Raw genomic sequence first — 18603 nt, 5'->3', positions numbered from 1 at the left:
AAAAACTCTGCCGCGGACGGGCGCTAAAACACCCGCGCGGTCGGCGTGAACACCACCGGCATCGATTCCAGTCCGGACACGAAGTTCGCCGGCCGCAGCGGCAAGGCGGACTCATCGGCCAGCCGCAGATCCGGCAGACGCTGCAACACCCGCGACGTCATCAAAGACAACTCGAGCCGCGCCAGCTGATTCCCCATGCAGAAATGGGTACCGAAGCCGAATGCCAAGTGGCTGTTGGGGTTTCGGCGGATGTCGAAGTGTTCCGGCTGATCGAACACCGACTCGTCGAAGTTCGCCGACTCGAACAGCAGCATCATCTTCTCGCCCTCGGTCAACGAGGTGCCGTGGAACTCGGTGTCCGCGGTCAGCGTGCGGCACATGTTCTTCACCGGTGAAGTCCAGCGCAGCATCTCCTCGATCGCACCGGGAAGCAATTCCGGGTCGGCCACCAGATCCGACCACTGATCGCGATGGCGCACCAGTTGCTCGGTGCCGCCGCTCAGCGTGTGGCGGGTGGTTTCGTCACCGCCGATCAGGATCAGCAGCGTCTCCATGACGATCTCTTCGTCGGCCATCCGCTGACCCTCGACCTCGGCGTTGATCAGGATCGAATAGAGGTCGTCGGTCGGCTCCGCGCGACGCTTCCCGATCAGGTCCATGGTGAACGCGGTATAGGCGGCGAACGCCTCCATCACCGTCTGAAATTCCACCGAGGTGGGGTCGATGTGCGAACTCAGTCCGCAGACCAGATCGTCGGACCACTTCAGCAACATGCTGCGGTCCTCGGGCAGCACGCCGAGCATGTCGCCGATCACCGCCATCGGCAACGGCGCCGCGATGTCGCGGACGAAGTCGCACTCGCCGCGCTCACACACCGCGTCGATCAAGGTGTCGCACAATTCGCCGATCGAGGCTTCCTTGTCCTTGACCCGCTTGCGCGTGAAGCCGGCGTTGACGAGCTTGCGACGCACCAGGTGTGCGGGGTCGTCCATGTCGATCATGTACGGCATGCCGGGCTGGTCCGGCCGGATGCCGCCGGTGCTGGAGAACAACTCCGGGTTGCGCTCGGCGTCCAGGATGGCCTGATACGTTGTCGCACCGGCCAATCCGTTGCGGTCCCGGAACACCGGCTGGTTGGCGCGCATCCACCGGTACGCCTCGCGCGCCGCGACGCCGTCGGCATAGAAGTTGCCGTCCGCCAGATCGATGTCGCGGATTGTCTCCGGGATGATCGCAGTCATCTACAGCCTCCAGTTTTCTGTTTCGAGCCCATTACAGTAAGCCCCATGCCTGTCTCGCAACACACCATCGCCGGCACCGTCCTCACCATGCCGGTGATCATCCGCAAAGCCGACCAGCACTCGGCGATGTTCTCCGTCGACGCCGCCGCCGCGCAACGTCTCATCGACTACAGCGGCCTGCAGATCTTCGAATACCTGCCCGGCCGGGCCATCCTGCTGCAGCTGCTGGTCCGCTACATCGACGGCGATCTGGGCAAGTACCACGAGTACGGCACCGCGTTCATGGTGAACAAACCCGGCACCACGGCCAGGGGCCTGCGAGCGATGGCCGACGCGGCCACCTTCATCCACCACCTGCCGGTGGACCAGGAGTTCACCCTCGAAGCGGGGCGCACCATCTGGGGTTACCCAAAGATCATGGCGGACTTCACCGTTCGCGAGGGCCGCAAGTTCGACTTCGACGTCAGCGCCGACGGCCAACTGATCGCCGGTATCGAGTTCAGCCGGGGCCTGCCGCACCCCGCGATGAAGGCACAGAACTTGACGACCTACTCCCACCTCGACGGCGTCACCCGGGAGACCTCGTCGCAGATGAGCACCTCCGGGGTGCGCACCCGCCTCGGCGGCGCCCGCATCCGGCTCGGCGATCACCCCTATGCCAGGGAACTGGCGTCGCTGGGCCTGCCCAAGCGGGCGCTGATGACGCAGTCGGTGAGCAACGTGGAGATGTCGTTCGACGACGCACGCGCCGTCTGAGCCCATCCCCATCGGGCCAATCTAGAACGCGTTCTAGCGGTCTCGCAAGCCTGCGTGTCAGGTCAGCGCGGCGAGGTCTCGTACCTGCTCAACGCTGCGAGCGCCCACCACCATCATGGTGACGCCGGATGCCTCCCACGCCTCGATCTGCTTACGCACGTAGTCCAGATCGCCGACGATCATCGCGTCGTCGACGAGTTCGTCCGGGATGGCCTTGCCGGCCTCGTCCTTGCGGTCGGACCGGAACAGTTTGGTGACCTCGTCGACCACCTCGCCGTAGCCCATCCGGCGGTAGACGTCGGCGTGGAAGTTGGTGTCCTCGGCGCCCATGCCGCCCATATAGAGCGCCAGGAACGGTTTGATCCCCTCGAACGCGGCCGCGCGGTCCTCGGTGACGACGATCTGGGCCGTCGCGCAGATCTCGAAGTCCTCCCGGCTGCGTCGGGCGCCCGGGCGGGCGAACCCCTCGTCGAGCCACTCGTTGTACATGTCGGCCATGCGCGGCGAGTAGAAGATGGGCAGCCAGCCGTCGCAGATCTCGGCGGCCAGCGCGACGTTCTTGGGACCCTCGGCGCCGAGCATGATCGGGATGTCGGCGCGCAGCGGGTGGGTGATCGGCTTGAGTGCCTTGCCAAGTCCGGTGGTCCCAGAACCGCTCAGCGGCAACGGATAATGCGGTCCGTCGCTCGTCACCGGCGCCTGCCGGGCCCACACCTGGCGCACGATGTCGATGTATTCACGGGTGCGGGCCAGCGGCTTGGGGAACCGGGCCCCGTACCAGCCCTCGACCACCTGCGGCCCGGATACGCCCAGCCCCAGGATGTGCCGACCGCCGGACAGGTGGTCGAGCGTCAACGCCGCCATCGCGCACGCGGTCGGGGTGCGCGCCGACAGCTGCACCACCGAAGTGCCCAGGCGTACCCGCTGCGTCGAGGACCCCCACCAGGCCAACGGGGTATAAGCGTCCGAACCCCATGCTTCGGCGGTGAAGACGGCGTCGAATCCGACCTCTTCGGCGGCGGCGACCAGCTCCGCGTGGTTCTCCGGCGGCTGAGCGCCCCAATAACCCAACTGCAGCCCGAGCTTCACGATGGTCGCCTCCTTGGGGCCAGTATTGAAACCAAACTTAGAACCTGTTCTACTCGATGGCGTGACAGCCAGTTCGAGCGGCCCGACCCTGATCGATCACCCTGAGCCGCCCCTCTCCGCACCGTTGACGTTGTCCTTCGACTACACCCGTTCGGTGGGTCCCACCCTCGGAAAGTTCTTCACCGGGCTACGTGACCGCCGCGTTCTGGGGGTACGCGGTTCCGATGGCCGGGTGCATGTGCCGCCTCCGGAATACGACCCGGTCACCTACGAACCGCTGGGCGAGATGGTACCCGTGTCCAGCGTCGGGACCGTCGTGTCGTGGACCTGGCAACCCGAGCCACTCGGTGGGGAACCACTGGACCGTCCGTTCGCGTGGGCGCTGATCAAGCTGGACGGCGCCGACACCCCACTCATTCACGCCGTCGACGCGGGATCCTCGGACAAGATCGAGACCGGCGCCCGGGTGCACGTGCACTGGGCCGACGAGACGGTGGGCGCCATCACCGACATCGCCTACTTCGCACTGGGCGAGGAGACCGAACCCGAAGGCGCGGAGTCCGACCAGGACCCGGTCAGCATGGTCGTCACGCCCATCTCGTTGACCATTCAGCACACCGCCTCGCACGAGGAAAGCGCCTACCTGCGCGCCATCGCCGAGGGAAAGTTGCTGGGCGCCAAGACCGGTGAAAAAGGCAAGGTCTACTTCCCGCCGCACGGCGCCGACCCCGCCACCGGCCGGCCCACCACCGATTTCGTCGAGCTGCCGGACAAGGGCACGGTCACGACGTTCGCGATCATCAACATCCCGTTCCAGGGCCAGCGCATCAAACCGCCGTACGTGGCGGCTTACGTGCTGCTCGACGGCGCCGACATCCCGTTCCTGCACCTGGTCGCCGATGTCGACGCGCACGAGGTGCGGATGGGCATGCGGGTGGAGGCGGTGTGGAAACCCCGCGAGGAGTGGGGGTTCGGCATCGACAACATCGAATTCTTCCGGCCGACCGGTGAACCGGACGCCGACTACGACACCTACAAACACCACCTGTAAAGGGCCCACTCACAAATGAGCACTCGCAATGTCGCGGTGGTCGGCTTCGCGCACGCGCCGCACGTGCGCCGTACCGACGGCACCACCAACGGCGTCGAAATGTTGATGCCGTGCTTCGCCCAGCTCTACGAAGACCTGGGCATCACCAAGGCCGATATCGGCTTCTGGTGCTCGGGCTCGTCGGATTACCTTGCCGGACGGGCGTTTTCCTTCATCTCGGCGATCGACTCGATCGGGGCGGTGCCGCCGATCAACGAGTCGCACGTCGAAATGGACGCCGCCTGGGCACTTTACGAGGCCTACATCAAGATCCTCACCGGCGAGGTCGACACCGCGCTGGTGTACGGGTTCGGCAAGTCCTCGGCCGGCATCCTGCGCCAGATCCTGACCCGGCAGACCGACCCGTACACCGTCGCGCCGTTGTGGCCGGACTCGGTGTCGCTGGCCGGGTTGCAGGCCCGCATCGGTCTGGACTCCGGCAAGTGGACGCCCGAGCAGATGGCGCAGGTCGCCCTCGACTCGTTCGCACAGTCCGAACGCACCGATTCCGAGAAACCGGCCGAGAGCATCGACGAGCTGCTGTCCCGGCCGTTCTTCAACGACCCGCTGCGCCGTCACGACATCGCACCGATCACCGACGGCGCGGCCGCGATCGTGCTCGCCGCCGACGACCGGGCCCGTGAACTTCGCGAAAAGCCCGCCTGGATAACGGGAATCGAACACCGCATCGAGACTCCGGTGCTGGGTGCGCGCGATCTCACCGTCTCGGCGTCGACGGCGGCCTCGGCGGCAGCGGCCACCGGTGGCGACACCGGATTCGACGTCGCCGAGATCTACGCGCCGTTCACCCACCAGCACCTGATCCTGGCCGAGGCCATCGGACTGAACGGGTCGACCAAGGTGAACCCGTCCGGCGGTGCGCTGGCCGCCAACCCGATGTTCGTCGCCGGCCTGGAGCGCATCGGCTTTGCCGCACAACACATCTGGGACGGTTCGGCGGGCCGCGTGCTGGCACACGCGACCAGCGGGCCTGCGCTGCAACAGAACCTGGTCGCGGTCATGGAAGGAAAGAACTGATGGCAGGCGCAGGGGCGAACCTCGCCGCGGTGCTGGGCACCGGACAGACCAAGTACGTCGCGAAGCGCAAGGACGTTTCGATGAACGGCATGGTGCGCGAAGCCATCGACCGTGCGCTGCAAGATTCCGGATCCACGTTCGACGACATCGACGCCGTCGTCGTCGGCAAGGCACCGGACTTCTTCGAGGGCGTCATGATGCCCGAACTGTTCATGGCCGACGCCGTCGGAGCCACCGGCAAGCCGTTGATCCGCGTGCACACCGCGGGCTCGGTCGGCGGCTCCACCGGAGTCGTCGCGGCCAGCCTCGTGCAGTCCGGCAAGTACCGCCGGGTGCTGGCGATGGCGTGGGAGAAGCAGTCTGAGTCGAATGCCATGTGGGCGTTGTCGATTCCGATCCCGTTCATCAAGCCGGTCGGCGCCGGCGCGGGCGGGTATTTCGCCCCCCACGTGCGCTCCTACATCCGCCGCTCCGGTGCACCGACCAACATCGGCGCCATCGTCGCGGTGAAGGACCGGCTGAACGGTGCGAAGAACCCGCTGGCACACCTGCATCAGCCCGACATCACCGTCGAGAAGGTGATGGAGTCGCCGATGCTGTGGGACCCGATCCGGTTCGACGAGACCTGCCCGTCGTCCGACGGCGCCTGCGCGGTGGTGATCGGCGACGAGGACAGCGCCGATGCCCGTCTGGCGGAAGGACATCCGGTGGCCTGGATTCACGCCACCGCGCTGCGCACCGAGCCGCTGCAGTTCTCCGGACGTGACCAGGTCAGCCCGCAGGCCAGTCGGGACGCGGCGGCCGCACTGTGGAAAGCCGCCGGCATCACCAGCCCGATCGACGAGATCGACGCCGCCGAGATCTACGTGCCGTTCTCGTGGTTCGAGCCGATGTGGTTGGAGAGCTTGGGTTTCGCACCCGAAGGCGAGGGTTGGAAGCTCACCGAGGCGGGCGAGACCGCGATCGGCGGCCGGTTGCCGGTCAACCCGTCCGGCGGTGTGCTGTCGTCCAATCCGATCGGCGCCTCGGGTCTGATCCGCTTCGCCGAGGCCGCGATCCAGGTGATGGACAAGGGCGGTGACCACCAGGTGCCCAATGTGCGAAAAGCGTTGGGGCACGCCTATGGTGGCGGCTCGCAGTACTACTCGATGTGGGTCGTCGGGCGCGACAAACCGTGACCACGCGGATGAAGTACACCCTGAGCATCGCGATGGGTCCGCTGGACCAGCTGACCGAACTCGCCAAGACCGCAGAGGAAGTCGGTTTCGATTCGATCGCGCTGCCGGACTCGATCTTCTATTTCGAGAAGCAGTCCGTCGACTATCCCTACACCGCCGACGGTAAGCGAATGTTCGACGAGAACACGCCGTGGGCCGATCCGCTGATCCTGGCCGCGACGCTGGGCGCGGTCACCTCCAAGCTGCGTTTCTACACCAACGTGATGAAACTCGGCTCACGCAACCCGCTGCTGCTGGCGCGCCAGGTCGGCACGGTGGCCAACCTGACCAACAACCGGTTCGGCTTCGGGGTCGGAATCGGCTGGGCGCCGGAGGAATTCGAGTGGTGCGGGGTGCCGTTCAAGCGTCGCGGCAAGCGCGTCGACGAGATGATCGAAGTCATCAAATTGGTGCTGGCCGGCGGCATGGTCGAATTCCACGGCGAGTTTTACGATTTCGACCGCCTGCAGATGAGCCCGGCACCCAAGGAGCCGGTGCCGTTCTACGTCGGCGGGCACACCGAGGTCGCCCTCAAGCGGGCCGCTCGGGTCAGCGACGGCTGGACCAGCGCGATGATGACGCATGCACAGCTGGACGAGACCATCGGCAAACTCAAGGCGCTGCTCGCCGAAAACGGCCGGGCGGATGATCCTTTCGAGTACCAAGCTGTCTGCATGGACAAGTTCGGGGTGGACGGTCATCGCGAGCTCGTCGAGATCGGGGTGACCGACTACATCACCATTCCGTGGATTTTCGACGGTCTGGGTTTCGATGCGCCGCTGGACAAGAAACGGGACTCGATGAAGCGCTTCGCCGACACTTACATCCACTCCGGCTGGCAGGACGGGTGACCGACGCGTCCATCCGTCGAGTGTGAATTCCACGACCCGACACGCCGTTTCGGCGTCGCACACTTCACACTCGATGCGTCGCGCTCACTCCACTGGTTCCACGCCGGCGAGGTGCCGTTGCGCCAGGTCGCGATAAGCCTGCGGGTTGACGTTGACCCACATTTCGGCACCGGTTCCCTCGATCGGCCCCTTCACCTTGGCCGGCGCGCCGGTCACCAGCATCCCGGCCGGGATCTGTGTGCCGCCGGTGACCAGCGATCCCGCCGCCACCAGGCAGCGCGCGCCGATCACCGAGCCGTCGAGCACCGTGGCGTGGTTGGCGATCAATGCCTCGGATCCGATGTGGGCGCCGTGGATGACGCACAGGTGGGCCACCGTAGCCCCGGGGCCGATGTCGACCGGAATACCCGGCGGGGCGTGCAACACCGACCCGTCCTGCACGTTGGCGCCTTCCCGGATCACGACGGGGGCGTAGTCGCCGCGCAGGACTGCGTTGTACCAGACGGAGGCTCCCGCCTGGACCGTGACGTCGCCGATCAGCGTCGCGGTCGGGGCCACGAAGGCGGTGGGATCGACCCGCGGCGATCGACCCTCGAATGAATACAACGGCATTGCCTACATATACCGCACCATGCATATGCCGTGGTTAGGGTCCCCGTCGTTGCGCTCCCCCGCCCCAAAACTGTAACGTGTTCTAGTTAGCAGCCCATTATTGGAGGTAACAAGGTGAGTACCGGCACAAGCGGCGTCGGTGTTCGGGAAATCGATCCCGGCGCCTTACCGACCAGGTATGCCCGAGGCTGGCACTGCCTGGGCGTCGCGAAGGACTTTCTCGACGGCAAGCCGCACTCGGTGCAGGCTTTCGGCACGAAGCTGGTGGTGTTCGCCGACTCACACGGGGACATCAAGGTTCTGGACGGCTACTGCCGGCACATGGGCGGTGACCTGTCCGAGGGCACCATCAAGGGCGACGAGGTCGCCTGCCCGTTCCACGACTGGCGCTGGGGCGGCGACGGCCGCTGCAAGCTGGTGCCCTACGCCAAGCGCACCCCGAAGACGGCCCGCACCCGGTCCTGGACGACCGACGTGCGCAGTGGGCTGCTGTTCGTCTGGCACGACCACGAGGGCAACCCACCGGACCCCGCGGTGCGCATCCCCGAGTTGGCCGAAGCCGCCAGCGACGAGTGGACCGAGTGGCGGTGGAACAGCATCCTGATCGAGGGATCCAACTGCCGTGACATCATCGACAACGTCACCGACATGGCGCACTTCTTCTACATCCACTACGGATTGCCGACGTACTTCAAGAACGTCTTCGAGGGTCACATCGCCTCGCAGTACCTGCACAACGTGGGCCGCCCCGACGTCGACGACCTCGGAACCACCTACGGCGAAGCGCATTTGGATTCCGAAGCGTCCTACTTCGGGCCGTCGTTCATGATCAACTGGTTGCACAACAGCTACGGCGGGTACAAGGCGGAGTCGATCCTGATCAACTGCCACTACCCGGTCACGCAGAATTCGTTCGTGCTGCAGTGGGGCGTCATCGTCGAAAAGCCCAAGGGCATGGACGAAAAGATGACCGACAAGCTCTCCCGGGTGTTCACCGACGGCGTCAGCAAGGGCTTCCTGCAGGACGTGGAGATCTGGAAGCACAAGACGCGCATCGACAATCCGCTGCTGGTCGAGGAAGACGGCGCGGTCTATCAGCTGCGCCGCTGGTATCAGCAGTTCTACGTCGACGCCGCCGACGTCGCCCCAGAGATGGTGGAGCGCTTCGAGATCGAGGTCGACACGACGCGCGCCAACGAGTTCTGGAACGCCGAGGTGGCCGAGAACTTGAAGGCGCGGGACACCGAGTCCGACGAGGTCCCGGCGAACTGACGGACATGTCCGACGATCAGCCGGCCGTTCCCGACGTCGACCGCTTGGCACGGTCGATGCTGGCACTGCACGGCGATCACCATGACCATGACGAGGCGCCGTCGACGAACGGTGGTTCCGGGGCCTGGTCGAAGTCAAGGGATTTCAGCAACGACCCCGATCGCGCCGCCTCGGTGGCCGAAGCCAGCCGCGCCGACCGCGAGCGCTACCTGTCCGCCGGATTGCGGCCGGTGGACTGTCGGTTCTGTCACGTCACGGTGACCGTGCGCAGGCTCGGCCCGGGTCACACTGCGGTGCAATGGAATAGCGACGCCGCGCAGCGTTGCGCGCACTTTGCCGAAGTGCGCGCATCCGGCGGGGATACCGCGCGCACCCGGTCCTGCCCGCGGCTTTCCGACAGCATCGAGCACGCGGTGGCCGAGGGGATTTTGGAGCACGAGGCGGCCGAGTAGAGCCGCTACCGTCAGGTCACAGCCCGGCGAACCGCTCCTTGACCGCTTCGGCCGTCAACCCGTAATCAGCAAGGGAGTAGCGGTGTTTCGGCGCCCGATCGCCTTGCTGACTCGCCGCGTGACTGGCTTCCATCGCCTGCCTGGCCTCGTCGGTCAGCGTGATCCCGAAGTGCCGGTAGATGTCGGCGACCGTGCCCAGCGGGTCGGCGATCAACTCCTTGTAGTCGACGTCGTAGAACTGCGCCGAATCGTATTTGGCGCGTGCGGTGTTGAACCGTTCCAACCCCCGCGACCACGTCTCCATCGAGTCGGCGCCGATCTGGGCTCCGGTGTAGGTCGTCGACCATCCTTCCGCGGTGTGCTGGGCCAGCGAGCACATCGACGCCATGATCGTCTCCACCGGTCGGTGGGTCTGAATCACCAGGGCGTCAGGATAAGTCGCCATCAGCGCGTCCAGGGCGAACAGATGGCTGGGGTTCTTCAGCACCCAGCGCTTGTCGGCGTCGTTCATGCCGATCAACTGCAGGTTGCGCTTGTGCCGCTGATACGACGGCGTCCAGTCCTGCTGGGACAGCCACTTCGCGTAAGTCGGTAGGTGCGCGAGGGTCTCGTAAGACACCGAGTGCAGCGACTGGCGCAACAGCTGCCAGCACTCCTCCAGCTCGTAGGCGGCCATGAAGTGCAGGCCGGTGTAGCCGGGGTTGTCGGCGTGATGCTGGTTGAACTGGTCATCGAGCCTGCGGTACAACGGGTTCGAGTCCCAGGTGTCACGCGGCGGTCGCGGTTGCGGGAACTCCGCCAGCCACATGTGCAGCCCCTGATGGGCCGGGTCGGCGCCCAGCAACCGGTGCAGCGCCGTCGTGCCGGTGCGCACCAAGCCGGTCACGAAGATCGGGCGCTCGATGGCGACGTCCCGGTAGGCGGGGTTCTGTTGCCACGACGACTCGGACAGCAACCGGGCAACCAGCGCGCCGCGCAGGAAGAACCGATTCATCTTGCTGCCCAACACCGTCAGGCCCGCCTCCTTGCGGTAGGAGTCGAGCAGCACTTCGAGAGCTTCGCGGTAGTTGTCGTCGTCGGGGCCGAAATCGTCCAGGCCGGTGAGTTTGGTTGCCGACGCGTGTAATTCGTCGACGCTCGCGATGTCGGTGCGCTGGGTCATTACGTGTGGTACTCCCCGCAGTTGACGTCCAGGGTCTGCCCGGTGATGCCGCTGGACAGATCGCTGGCCATGAACAGGATCGCCGACGCCACCTCGTCCTCGGTGGGCAGCCGCTTGAGGTCGGACTGCGCCGCGGTGGCCTGATAGATCTGCTCGGCGGTGGTCCCGTACTTACCCGCCTGGTGGTTGAAGTAGCCCTGCAGCGTGTCGCCCCAGATGTAGCCGGGTGCAACGGAATTGACGCGGATGCCCTGCTCGCCCAGTTCGGTGGCCAGGGACTGCGACATGGACAGCAGCGCCGACTTGGCCATCTTGTAGGCCCCGTACTTGGCCTGCGAGTGCCGGATCACCATGGAGTTGACGTTGACGACCGAACCGTTCGACTCGGCCAATGCCGGTGTGAAGCCCTGGATGAGCCGCAATGCCCCCAGCGCACTGAGCTCGATCGCGTCCCGGATGTGCTGAAAGGTGGTGCCGGCCAACGGTTTCATCGACGGCACCCGGAAGGCGTTGTTGACCAGCACGTCGACCTTGCCGTAGGCCTCCAGGCTCGAGTCGACGAGATTGCTCACCTGGTCGTCGTCGGTGATGTCGGTGCGCACTGCCACCGCTTTGCGGCCCAGGTCGACCACCTGCTTGGCGACGTCGTCGAGCCGGTCCGCGCTGCGGGCCGCCAACACCAGGTCGGCCCCTTCCAGGGCACATCGACGCGCCAGGGTGGTGCCCAACCCGGGGCCCACCCCGCTGATCACCACTACCTTGCCGTCCAGCAGATCGGTCATCCCAGCATCCTTGCCGCAATTTGCTGCTGACGCAACGTGATTCGTGCCCGCCAGTCGTCCTCGGAAATCTTGTTGTGGTCGTAGTACGGCAACGCGGCCGCCACCTTGTCGACGTCGACCAACTCGACGGTGGGCCCGTCGGCCTCGGTCAACTCGCGCGAGACCCGCTGCCAGCGGAACTGCAGGAAGCCGCGTCGGTGGTTCAGCGTCTCCACCCAGTTGGTGACCCCCGGGTTCTGGTCGCTGACCACGATGCGCACCTTGCCGTCCGGATCCGCCTGTGCCTGAGTGTTGTTCAGCGACGTCTGGTGGTTGATGTAGTCCAGCGAGATGTACCACAGGCTGCCCAACTGGAAACCCAGGTACGGGGCATCGCTGGCGGGCACGGTGATCACCAGCGCCTGATCCGGATCCAGGTCGAAGTGCCCGACCGAGGAGTACTGGGTCGACAGACCGCCCGGGGTCAGCCGCGGCGCCACCATGGTGTTGACCGGGATGTCGAGATAGAACCACTGCGGGAACTGCAGCCAGGTCTTGACCCGGTTGACCAATTGCTTTCCCGCTGTGGCGTAACGTTTTTCGATCAGCTGACGGGTCAGCGGCGGCGGTGCGGTGCCCGCGGTGTCGAGTCGCTCGATGGTCAGCGTCCCGCGCCGAGCCGACCAGTCGCCGTACACCTCGCGGATCACCAACTGGCTGGGGCTTGTCGGGCGGACCCGCCACTCGAAGCTGCCGTCGGGGGCGATGTCGAGTTCGCGGTCGTCGAACGCGGCCTGGCTGGCCGGCACGTTGTCGTCGGTGTACTCACCGCCGAGCAACTGGAAGCTCAGGTCGGTGGTGGTACCACGCACGCCGCGGACCACGTAGTCGCGGTTGGCGTGCACCCGCGTTCCGAAATAGAGGGTGTCGGGATTGTCCAGGCCCATCTTGGTGAACGGGCCGGTTCCCGACTGCAGAAATGGATGGTCGCGTTCGTAGTCGAACGCCAGGTGGAGACAGCCGGCCACACATCCGGCCAGGTATTGCAGTCCTTCCAGCAGGTCGGCTTCGGTCTCGATGAACGGAGCATCTGCGACCAGACTCTCGGCTTCGGCGATCGCTGCAGTCAGCGTGTCAGAGAACACGACTCTGACGCTAGAACGTGTTCCTGTTTTGAGTCAACCGCTAACATTTCCGCGCGTCATACGCGCGGTAGTGGGACGAAGCCCGCTCACCTCAGGACGTGCACTGGTTGGCGAGCGTGATCAACGCCTGCCGCACGTCGGGGTGCCGGTTGAGGTAGTCGGTGAGGTCGGTGCCGGACCCCGCCCTGGCTTGCAACTGAGCCCGCACGTCGGGGTGGCGGTCCAGATAGCCGTTGACTTGTTCGCCCGCCGTCTGCCCCACGGTGGTGTTGCAGGGATCGGCATTGGCGACCGGCAGCGCGATCGCTGCCGAAGCGATGACGGTGAACAGGCCGCCGGCAAACCAGCCGACGGTCCTCGATGTGCTGGTCATGCGATCGAGGTTACTCGCGAAATCAAGGCCCGGGGGCCCCGCTTTTCGGTACTAGGCCGGCGCTTCCTGCTCGCGCCTGATCTCCAGCGCGATGTCGATCAACTGGTCTTCCTGGCCGCCGATCAACTTGCGCTGCCCGGCGCGGTGCAGCAGTTCATGCGGCGGCACGCCGTAGCGCTCACCCTGCCGGATGGCGTGCTTGAGGAAGCTCGAGTAGACGCCCGAGTACCCCATGATCAGCGCGTTGCGGTCCAGCAGGCATTCGGCCGGCATGGCCGGGCGCACCACGTCCTCGGCTGCGTCGGCGATGTCGAAGAAGTCGATGCCGGTTTTGACGCCGATCTTGTCGAACACCCCGATCAACGCCTCGACCGGCGCGTTGCCCGCCCCGGCACCGAAGCGGCGCACGCTGCCGTCGATCTGCTTGGCGCCGGCGCGTACCGCCTCCACCGAGTTGGCCACCCCGAGACCGAGGTTCTCATGACCGTGGAAGCCCACCTGCGCGTCCTCGCCGAGCTCGGCGACCAAGGCCGAGACCCGGTCGGCGACCCCGTCGAGCACCAACGCGCCGGCGGAGTCGACGACATAGACGCACTGGCAGCCGGCATCGGCCATGATCCGCGCCTGCGCGGCCAGCTTCTCCGGCGGGATGGTGTGGGCCATCATCAGGAACCCGACGGTCTCCAGGCCCAGCTCGCGGGCCAGCCCGAAATGCTGGATCGAGACGTCGGCCTCGGTGCAGTGCGTGGCGATCCGGCAGATCGTTCCGCCGTTGTCCTGCGCTTCCTTGATGTCCTCCTTGGTGCCCACACCCGGGAGCATCAGGAAGGCGATCTTGGCTTCGGTCGCGGTTTCGGCGGCGAGCTTGATCAGTTCCTGCTCGGGGGTTTTGGAGAAGCCGTAGTTGAAGCTCGACCCGCCCAGGCCGTCGCCGTGCGTCACCTCGATCACCGGCACCCCGGCCGCATCCAGCGCCGTCACGATGGAACGCACCTCGTCCTTGGTGAACTGGTGGCGCTTGTGGTGCGAGCCGTCCCGCAGCGAGGTGTCGGTGATCCGGACGTCCCACGCACCCTCGAAAATGTGGCCGGTCATCGTGCGCCTCCCGTCACCGCGAGCGTCTCTTTGGCGATCTCCTCGCCGACCTTGGTGGCCGCCGCGGTCATGATGTCGAGGTTGCCGGCGTAGGGCGGCAGGTAGTCGCCAGCGCCTTCGACCTCGACGAACGTGGTGACCAGCGCCTGGCCGCCGGAATTGATCGACGGCTCGTCGAACTGCGGCTCGTTGAGCAACCGGTACCCGGGCACGTAGGTCTGCACTTCGGCGACCACGTCCTTGATCGACTGGGCGATGGCGTCGCGGTCGGCGTCCTCGGGGATGGCGCAGAAGATTGTGTCGCGCATGATCATCGGCGGGTCGGCCGGGTTCAGGATGATGATCGCCTTGCCCCGTGCGGCGCCGCCGATGGTCTGCACGCCGCGCGAGGTGGTCTTGGTGAACTCGTCGATGTTGGCCCGGGTGCCCGGGCCGGCCGAGACCGACGCCACCGACGCCACGATCTCGGCGTACGGAACATCCACCACCCGGGACACCGCGTAGACGATCGGGATCGTCGCCTGTCCCCCGCAGGTGATCATGTTGACGTTCGGGGCGTCGAGGTGTGCCCGCAGGTTCGCCGGCGGGATCACCGCCGGGCCCACCGCGGCCGGTGTGAGGTCGATGGCCCGGATGCCGGCGGCCTCGTACTTCGGTGCGGCGTCGCGGTGCACGTAGGCACTGGTGGCCTCGAACACCAGGTCGGGTTTCTCGGACTGCTCGAGCAACCAGTCGGCGCCCTTGTGGCTGGTCTCCAGTCCCAGCTTGCGGGCCCGCGCCAGACCTTCGCTGTCCGGGTCGATGCCGACCATCCAGCGTGGTTCCAGCCAGTCCGATCGCAGCAGCTTGTAGAGCAGGTCGGTGCTGATGTTTCCCGACCCGACAATGGCCACACTCGCCTTGTCTGGCATGACGCGCTCCTCTTACTTGAGCTATTCGAACGACAAACGAACGGCACCCAGGCCGGCGAAGTCGGCGACGAACTCGTCGCCGGCATGCACGTCGACCGCAAAGGTGCACGACCCGGGCAACACCACGTCACCCTTTTTCAACCGCACCCCGAAGCTTTCCACCTTGCGAGCCAGCCAGGCCACCGCCGTGGCGGGATTGCCCAGCACGGCGTCGCTGCGGCCCTCGGCGATCAGCTCCCCGTTGCGGGTCAGCTTCGCGTCGATCGCGGTGATGTCGACGTCGTTAGGCGACACCCGGGCCTCGCCCAGCACGAATCCGGCCGACGAGGCGTTGTCGGCGATGGTGTCGCACAACGCGATCTTCCAATCCCGGATCCTGGTGTCGATCAGTTCGATGGCGGGGGCGACGGCCTCGGTGGCGGCCAGCACGTCGTCCTCGGTGCAGCCCGCTCCGGGCAGGTCCTCGCCCAGGATGAAGCCGACCTCGACCTCGACCCTCGGCAAGAGGTACCGGCCGGTCTTGACCGGGGTGGACTCGAACACTTCCATCTCGTCGAGCAAGTGCCCGTAGTCGGGCTCGTCGACGCCCATCATCTGCTGCATCACCTTCGACGACAGCCCGACCTTGTGCCCGACCACCCGGGCGCCCTCGGCCACCCGTTGCCGGATGTTGATCAGCTGGATTTCGTAGGCGTCCACGACGTCGATGTCGGGGTACGCGGACGTCAGCGGGGCTATCCCGACGCGGCTCCGTTCGGCCTGTGCGAGGTCGGCAGCCAGCTCGTCGCGGGTCGCAACATGCAGCATTTACCGAATTCCCTTCGCGCTTGTGACCGGGCCAGTAGCGCCCGACCCGGGCAATTCTATAACGTGTTCTACATGACAGCACAGGAGTACGACGTCGTCGTGGTAGGCAGCGGCGCCGCCGGCATGGTGGCTGCCCTCACCGCCGCGCACCGCGGCCTCTCGACAGTAGTCGTCGAGAAGGCTCCGCACTTCGGCGGATCGACCGCCCGGTCCGGCGGCGGCGTCTGGATCCCGAACAACGAGGTGCTGCAGCGGGACGGCGTGCGCGACACACCCGAGGCGGCTCGGCAGTATCTGCACGGCATCGTCGGCGATGTCGTCGAACCGGAACGCATCGACACCTACCTGCAGCGCGGGCCCGAGATGCTCTCGTTCGTCCTCAAGCACACGCCGCTGAAGATGTGCTGGGTGCCCCGCTACTCCGACTACTACCCGGAAGCGCCGGGCGGCCGCGCGGACGGGCGGTCCATCGAGCCGAAGCCGTTCAACGCCCGCAAGCTCGGTCCCGACGAGGCCGGACTGGAACCGGCGTACGGCAAGGTCCCACTGAATGTCGTTGTGATGCAGCAGGACTACGTGCGCCTGAACATGCTCAAGCGGCACCCCCGGGGGGTGGCCCGCAGTTTGAAGGTCGGTGCGCGCACCATGTGGGCCAAGGCGACCGGCAAAAACCTGGTCGGCATGGGTCGCGCGTTGATCGCGCCACTGCGGATCGGGTTGCAGCGGGCCGGTGTCCCGGTGGTGCTCAACACCGCGCTGACCGACCTGTATGTGGAGGACGGCGTGGTGCGCGGGATCTACGTGCAGGACACCGCGGCGCCGGAATCGGCTGAACCACGGCTGATCCGGGCCCGGCGCGGCGTGATCCTCGCCTCCGGCGGCTTCGAACACAACGAGCAGATGCGGGTCAAGTATCAGCGCGCACCGATCACCTCGGAGTGGACCGTGGGCGCCAAAGCCAACACCGGTGACGGCATCGTCGCCGGCGAAAAGCTGGGCGCCGCACTCGATTTGATGGAAGACGCCTGGTGGGGTCCGACGGTGCCGCTGGTGGGTGCGCCGTGGTTCGCGCTGTCCGAGCGCAACTCGCCGGGTTCGATCATCGTCAACATGTCCGGCAGGCGGTTCATGAACGAATCGATGCCCTATGTCGAGGCCTGCCACCACATGTACGGCGGCGAACACGGCCAGGGCCCCGGGCCGGGGGAGAACATTCCGGCCTGGCTGGTGTTCGACCAGCAGTACCGCGACCGCTACATCTTCGCCGGACTTCAAGCCGGACAACGGATTCCGCGCAAGTGGATGGAATCCGGGGTGATCATCCAGGCGGACACTCTGGAGGAGCTGGCCGTCAAGGCCGGTCTGCCGGCCGAGGAGTTCAGCAAGACCGTGGCGCGTTTCAACGGCTTCGCACGGTCCGGCGTCGACGAGGACTTCCACCGCGGTGAAAGCGCCTACGACAAGTACTACGGCGACCCGACCAACAAGCCCAATCCGAACCTGGGCGAGATCAGCCATGCCCCCTATTACGCCGCCAAGATGGTTCCGGGTGACCTGGGCACCAAGGGCGGCATCCGCACCGACGTGCACGGACGTGCCCTGCGCGACGACGGCAGCATCATCGACGGCCTCTATGCCGCAGGCAATGTCAGTGCGCCGGTGATGGGTCACACCTACCCGGGTCCGGGCGGCACGATCGGCCCGGCCATGACGTTCGGATACCTGGCGGCACTGCACATCGCCGGAAAGGGCTGACATGCCGATCGATGTAGCGACCGCACTGGCCGCCGAGCTGGACCCGATCGAATTCGCTTGGACCAGTAGCGATATCCAGCTCTACCACCTGGGTCTGGGCGCGGGCGCCGATCCGATGGATCCGCGCGAACTGCGTTACCTGGTGGACGACACCCCGCAGGTGTTGCCGACGTTCGGCAACGTGGCCGCGTCGTTCCACATGACGGAGCCCCCCACCGTGCAGTTCCCCGGCATCGACATCGAGTTGGCCAAGGTGCTGCACGCCTCCGAGCGGGTGGAAGTGCCCGCGCCGCTGCCGCCGTCGGGTTCGGCGAAAGCCGTCACCCGGTTCACCGACATCTGGGACAAGGGCAAAGCCGCGGTGATCTGGAGCGAGACAACGGTGACGGCGCCGGACGGCACATTGTTGTGGACGCAGCGACGGTCGATCTTCGCCCGCGGTGAAGGCGGATTCGGTGGCGAGCGTGGGCCCTCGGGGTCGGACGCGGCACCCGACCGTGCGCCCGATCTGCAGATCCCGCTGCCGTTGCTGCCGCAGCAGGCGCTGCTGTACCGACTGTGCGGCGACCGCAACCCGCTGCACTCCGATCCCGAATTCGCCTCTGCCGCAGGCTTTCCCAAGCCCATTCTGCACGGGCTATGCACCTACGGCATGACCTGCAAGGCGATCACCGACGCGTTGCTGGACGGGGACGCGTCGGCGGTGGGGGCGTACGGCGCCCGCTTCGCGGGTGTCGCGTTTCCCGGCGAGACGTTGCAGGTCAACGTCTGGAAAGAGGACGGTCGTTTCCTGGCCGGGGTGGTCGCGCCGTCGCGCGACGATGCGGTGGTGCTGACCGGCGTGGAGCTCGTCCCCGCCTAGGTGGGGGGCTTCGCCCCTCGCCCCTCGCGCCTCGCCTCGCCCCCTTCTCGCCACGCCCCCTCGCCGGGCGTCACGCTAGCGTGACTCGCGACGGACCGCCGCAGCTCTCGCCAC

Annotated in this window: 19 protein-coding genes; 9 read left to right on the top strand and 10 right to left on the bottom strand. The window is 66.2% G+C overall.

Annotated elements, in window-relative coordinates; all coding sequences use genetic code 11:
- Window positions 1-23: 23 nt before the first annotated feature.
- Complete coding sequence (locus AC5Y4D_RS16990) at window positions 24-1241, bottom strand: cytochrome P450 (protein ID WP_500037681.1); 1218 nt, start codon at window positions 1239-1241, stop codon at window positions 24-26.
- Between the two features lie 45 nt (window positions 1242-1286).
- Between AC5Y4D_RS16990 and AC5Y4D_RS16985 the strand changes: the two genes are divergently transcribed.
- On the top strand, window positions 1287-1997 hold the full coding sequence (locus tag AC5Y4D_RS16985; RefSeq protein WP_499990061.1) for an acetoacetate decarboxylase family protein: 711 nt from the start codon (window positions 1287-1289) through the stop codon (window positions 1995-1997).
- A gap of 57 nt (window positions 1998-2054) precedes the next feature.
- On the opposite strand, the gene AC5Y4D_RS16980 is transcribed toward AC5Y4D_RS16985, so the two are convergent.
- Window positions 2055-3086: an LLM class F420-dependent oxidoreductase gene (locus AC5Y4D_RS16980; protein WP_499990059.1), complete on the bottom strand. Its 1032-nt coding sequence runs from the start codon at window positions 3084-3086 to the stop codon at window positions 2055-2057.
- 61 nt (window positions 3087-3147) lie between these two features.
- Here AC5Y4D_RS16980 and AC5Y4D_RS16975 point away from each other — a divergent pair, with 61 nt between their 5' ends.
- Genes AC5Y4D_RS16975 through AC5Y4D_RS16960 form a run of 4 tightly spaced genes read left to right on the top strand, consistent with a single transcriptional unit; the run spans window position 3148 to window position 7282 of the window.
- Entirely contained in the window at window positions 3148-4137 is a 990-nt protein-coding gene (locus AC5Y4D_RS16975; RefSeq protein WP_500037680.1) for a Zn-ribbon domain-containing OB-fold protein, read from the top strand.
- Window positions 4138-4152: 15 nt separating this feature from the next.
- Window positions 4153-5214, top strand: coding sequence for a thiolase family protein (locus AC5Y4D_RS16970; protein ID WP_500037679.1), 1062 nt, complete (start codon window positions 4153-4155; stop codon window positions 5212-5214).
- Window positions 5214-6392 (top strand): thiolase family protein, encoded by a 1179-nt coding sequence (locus AC5Y4D_RS16965; protein ID WP_499943190.1) that lies wholly within the window; start codon window positions 5214-5216, stop codon window positions 6390-6392. Before AC5Y4D_RS16970 ends, AC5Y4D_RS16965 begins: the two co-directional genes overlap by 1 nt.
- An 8-nt stretch (window positions 6393-6400) precedes the next feature.
- A complete protein-coding gene (locus AC5Y4D_RS16960; RefSeq protein WP_500037678.1) occupies window positions 6401-7282 on the top strand; it encodes a TIGR03619 family F420-dependent LLM class oxidoreductase in 882 nt (293 codons plus the stop codon).
- 84 nt (window positions 7283-7366) lie between these two features.
- Here AC5Y4D_RS16960 and AC5Y4D_RS16955 read toward each other — a convergent pair whose 3' ends face one another.
- Window positions 7367-7894: a gamma carbonic anhydrase family protein gene (locus AC5Y4D_RS16955; protein WP_500037677.1), complete on the bottom strand. Its 528-nt coding sequence runs from the start codon at window positions 7892-7894 to the stop codon at window positions 7367-7369.
- Window positions 7895-8008: 114 nt separating this feature from the next.
- Here AC5Y4D_RS16955 and AC5Y4D_RS16950 point away from each other — a divergent pair, with 114 nt between their 5' ends.
- Both AC5Y4D_RS16950 and AC5Y4D_RS16945 read left to right on the top strand, forming a co-directional pair.
- Complete coding sequence (locus tag AC5Y4D_RS16950) at window positions 8009-9166, top strand: 3-ketosteroid-9-alpha-monooxygenase, oxygenase component (RefSeq protein WP_499943193.1); 1158 nt, start codon at window positions 8009-8011, stop codon at window positions 9164-9166.
- A gap of 5 nt (window positions 9167-9171) precedes the next feature.
- Window positions 9172-9618, top strand: a complete 447-nt coding sequence (locus AC5Y4D_RS16945; protein ID WP_499943194.1) for a hypothetical protein — start codon at window positions 9172-9174, stop codon at window positions 9616-9618.
- A gap of 16 nt (window positions 9619-9634) precedes the next feature.
- Here the strand turns inward: AC5Y4D_RS16945 and AC5Y4D_RS16940 are convergent, their stop codons facing one another.
- The 7 genes from AC5Y4D_RS16940 to AC5Y4D_RS16910 form a co-directional block, all read right to left on the bottom strand.
- Entirely contained in the window at window positions 9635-10780 is a 1146-nt protein-coding gene (locus tag AC5Y4D_RS16940) for a sulfotransferase family protein (RefSeq protein ID WP_500037676.1), read from the bottom strand.
- Window positions 10780-11562 carry an SDR family oxidoreductase gene (locus AC5Y4D_RS16935; protein ID WP_499943196.1) on the bottom strand — a complete coding sequence of 261 codons (783 nt, stop codon included), beginning with the start codon at window positions 11560-11562 and terminating at the stop codon, window positions 10780-10782. Before AC5Y4D_RS16935 ends, AC5Y4D_RS16940 begins: the two co-directional genes overlap by 1 nt.
- Window positions 11559-12686 carry a hypothetical protein gene (locus AC5Y4D_RS16930; protein ID WP_500037675.1) on the bottom strand — a complete coding sequence of 376 codons (1128 nt, stop codon included), beginning with the start codon at window positions 12684-12686 and terminating at the stop codon, window positions 11559-11561. Before AC5Y4D_RS16930 ends, AC5Y4D_RS16935 begins: the two co-directional genes overlap by 4 nt.
- A 91-nt stretch (window positions 12687-12777) precedes the next feature.
- Entirely contained in the window at window positions 12778-13059 is a 282-nt protein-coding gene (locus tag AC5Y4D_RS16925) for a hypothetical protein (protein WP_499943198.1), read from the bottom strand.
- A gap of 51 nt (window positions 13060-13110) precedes the next feature.
- Window positions 13111-14154 (bottom strand): 4-hydroxy-2-oxovalerate aldolase, encoded by a 1044-nt coding sequence (gene dmpG, locus AC5Y4D_RS16920; RefSeq protein ID WP_499943199.1) that lies wholly within the window; start codon window positions 14152-14154, stop codon window positions 13111-13113.
- Entirely contained in the window at window positions 14151-15065 is a 915-nt protein-coding gene (locus AC5Y4D_RS16915) for an acetaldehyde dehydrogenase (acetylating) (RefSeq protein WP_500037674.1), read from the bottom strand. Before AC5Y4D_RS16915 ends, dmpG begins: the two co-directional genes overlap by 4 nt.
- A gap of 21 nt (window positions 15066-15086) precedes the next feature.
- Window positions 15087-15872 (bottom strand): 2-keto-4-pentenoate hydratase, encoded by a 786-nt coding sequence (locus AC5Y4D_RS16910; protein ID WP_500037673.1) that lies wholly within the window; start codon window positions 15870-15872, stop codon window positions 15087-15089.
- 72 nt (window positions 15873-15944) lie between these two features.
- Between AC5Y4D_RS16910 and kstD the strand changes: the two genes are divergently transcribed.
- Window positions 15945-17627, top strand: coding sequence for a 3-oxosteroid 1-dehydrogenase (gene kstD / locus AC5Y4D_RS16905; RefSeq protein WP_500037672.1), 1683 nt, complete (start codon window positions 15945-15947; stop codon window positions 17625-17627).
- A gap of 1 nt (window position 17628) precedes the next feature.
- Window positions 17629-18489, top strand: coding sequence for an enoyl-CoA hydratase ChsH3 (gene chsH3, locus AC5Y4D_RS16900; RefSeq protein ID WP_500037671.1), 861 nt, complete (start codon window positions 17629-17631; stop codon window positions 18487-18489).
- Window positions 18490-18603: the final 114 nt, after the last annotated feature.

The organism is Mycobacterium sp. NGS67, assembly GCF_059812185.1.
This window is presented reverse-complemented; position numbering and strand designations above follow the sequence as displayed.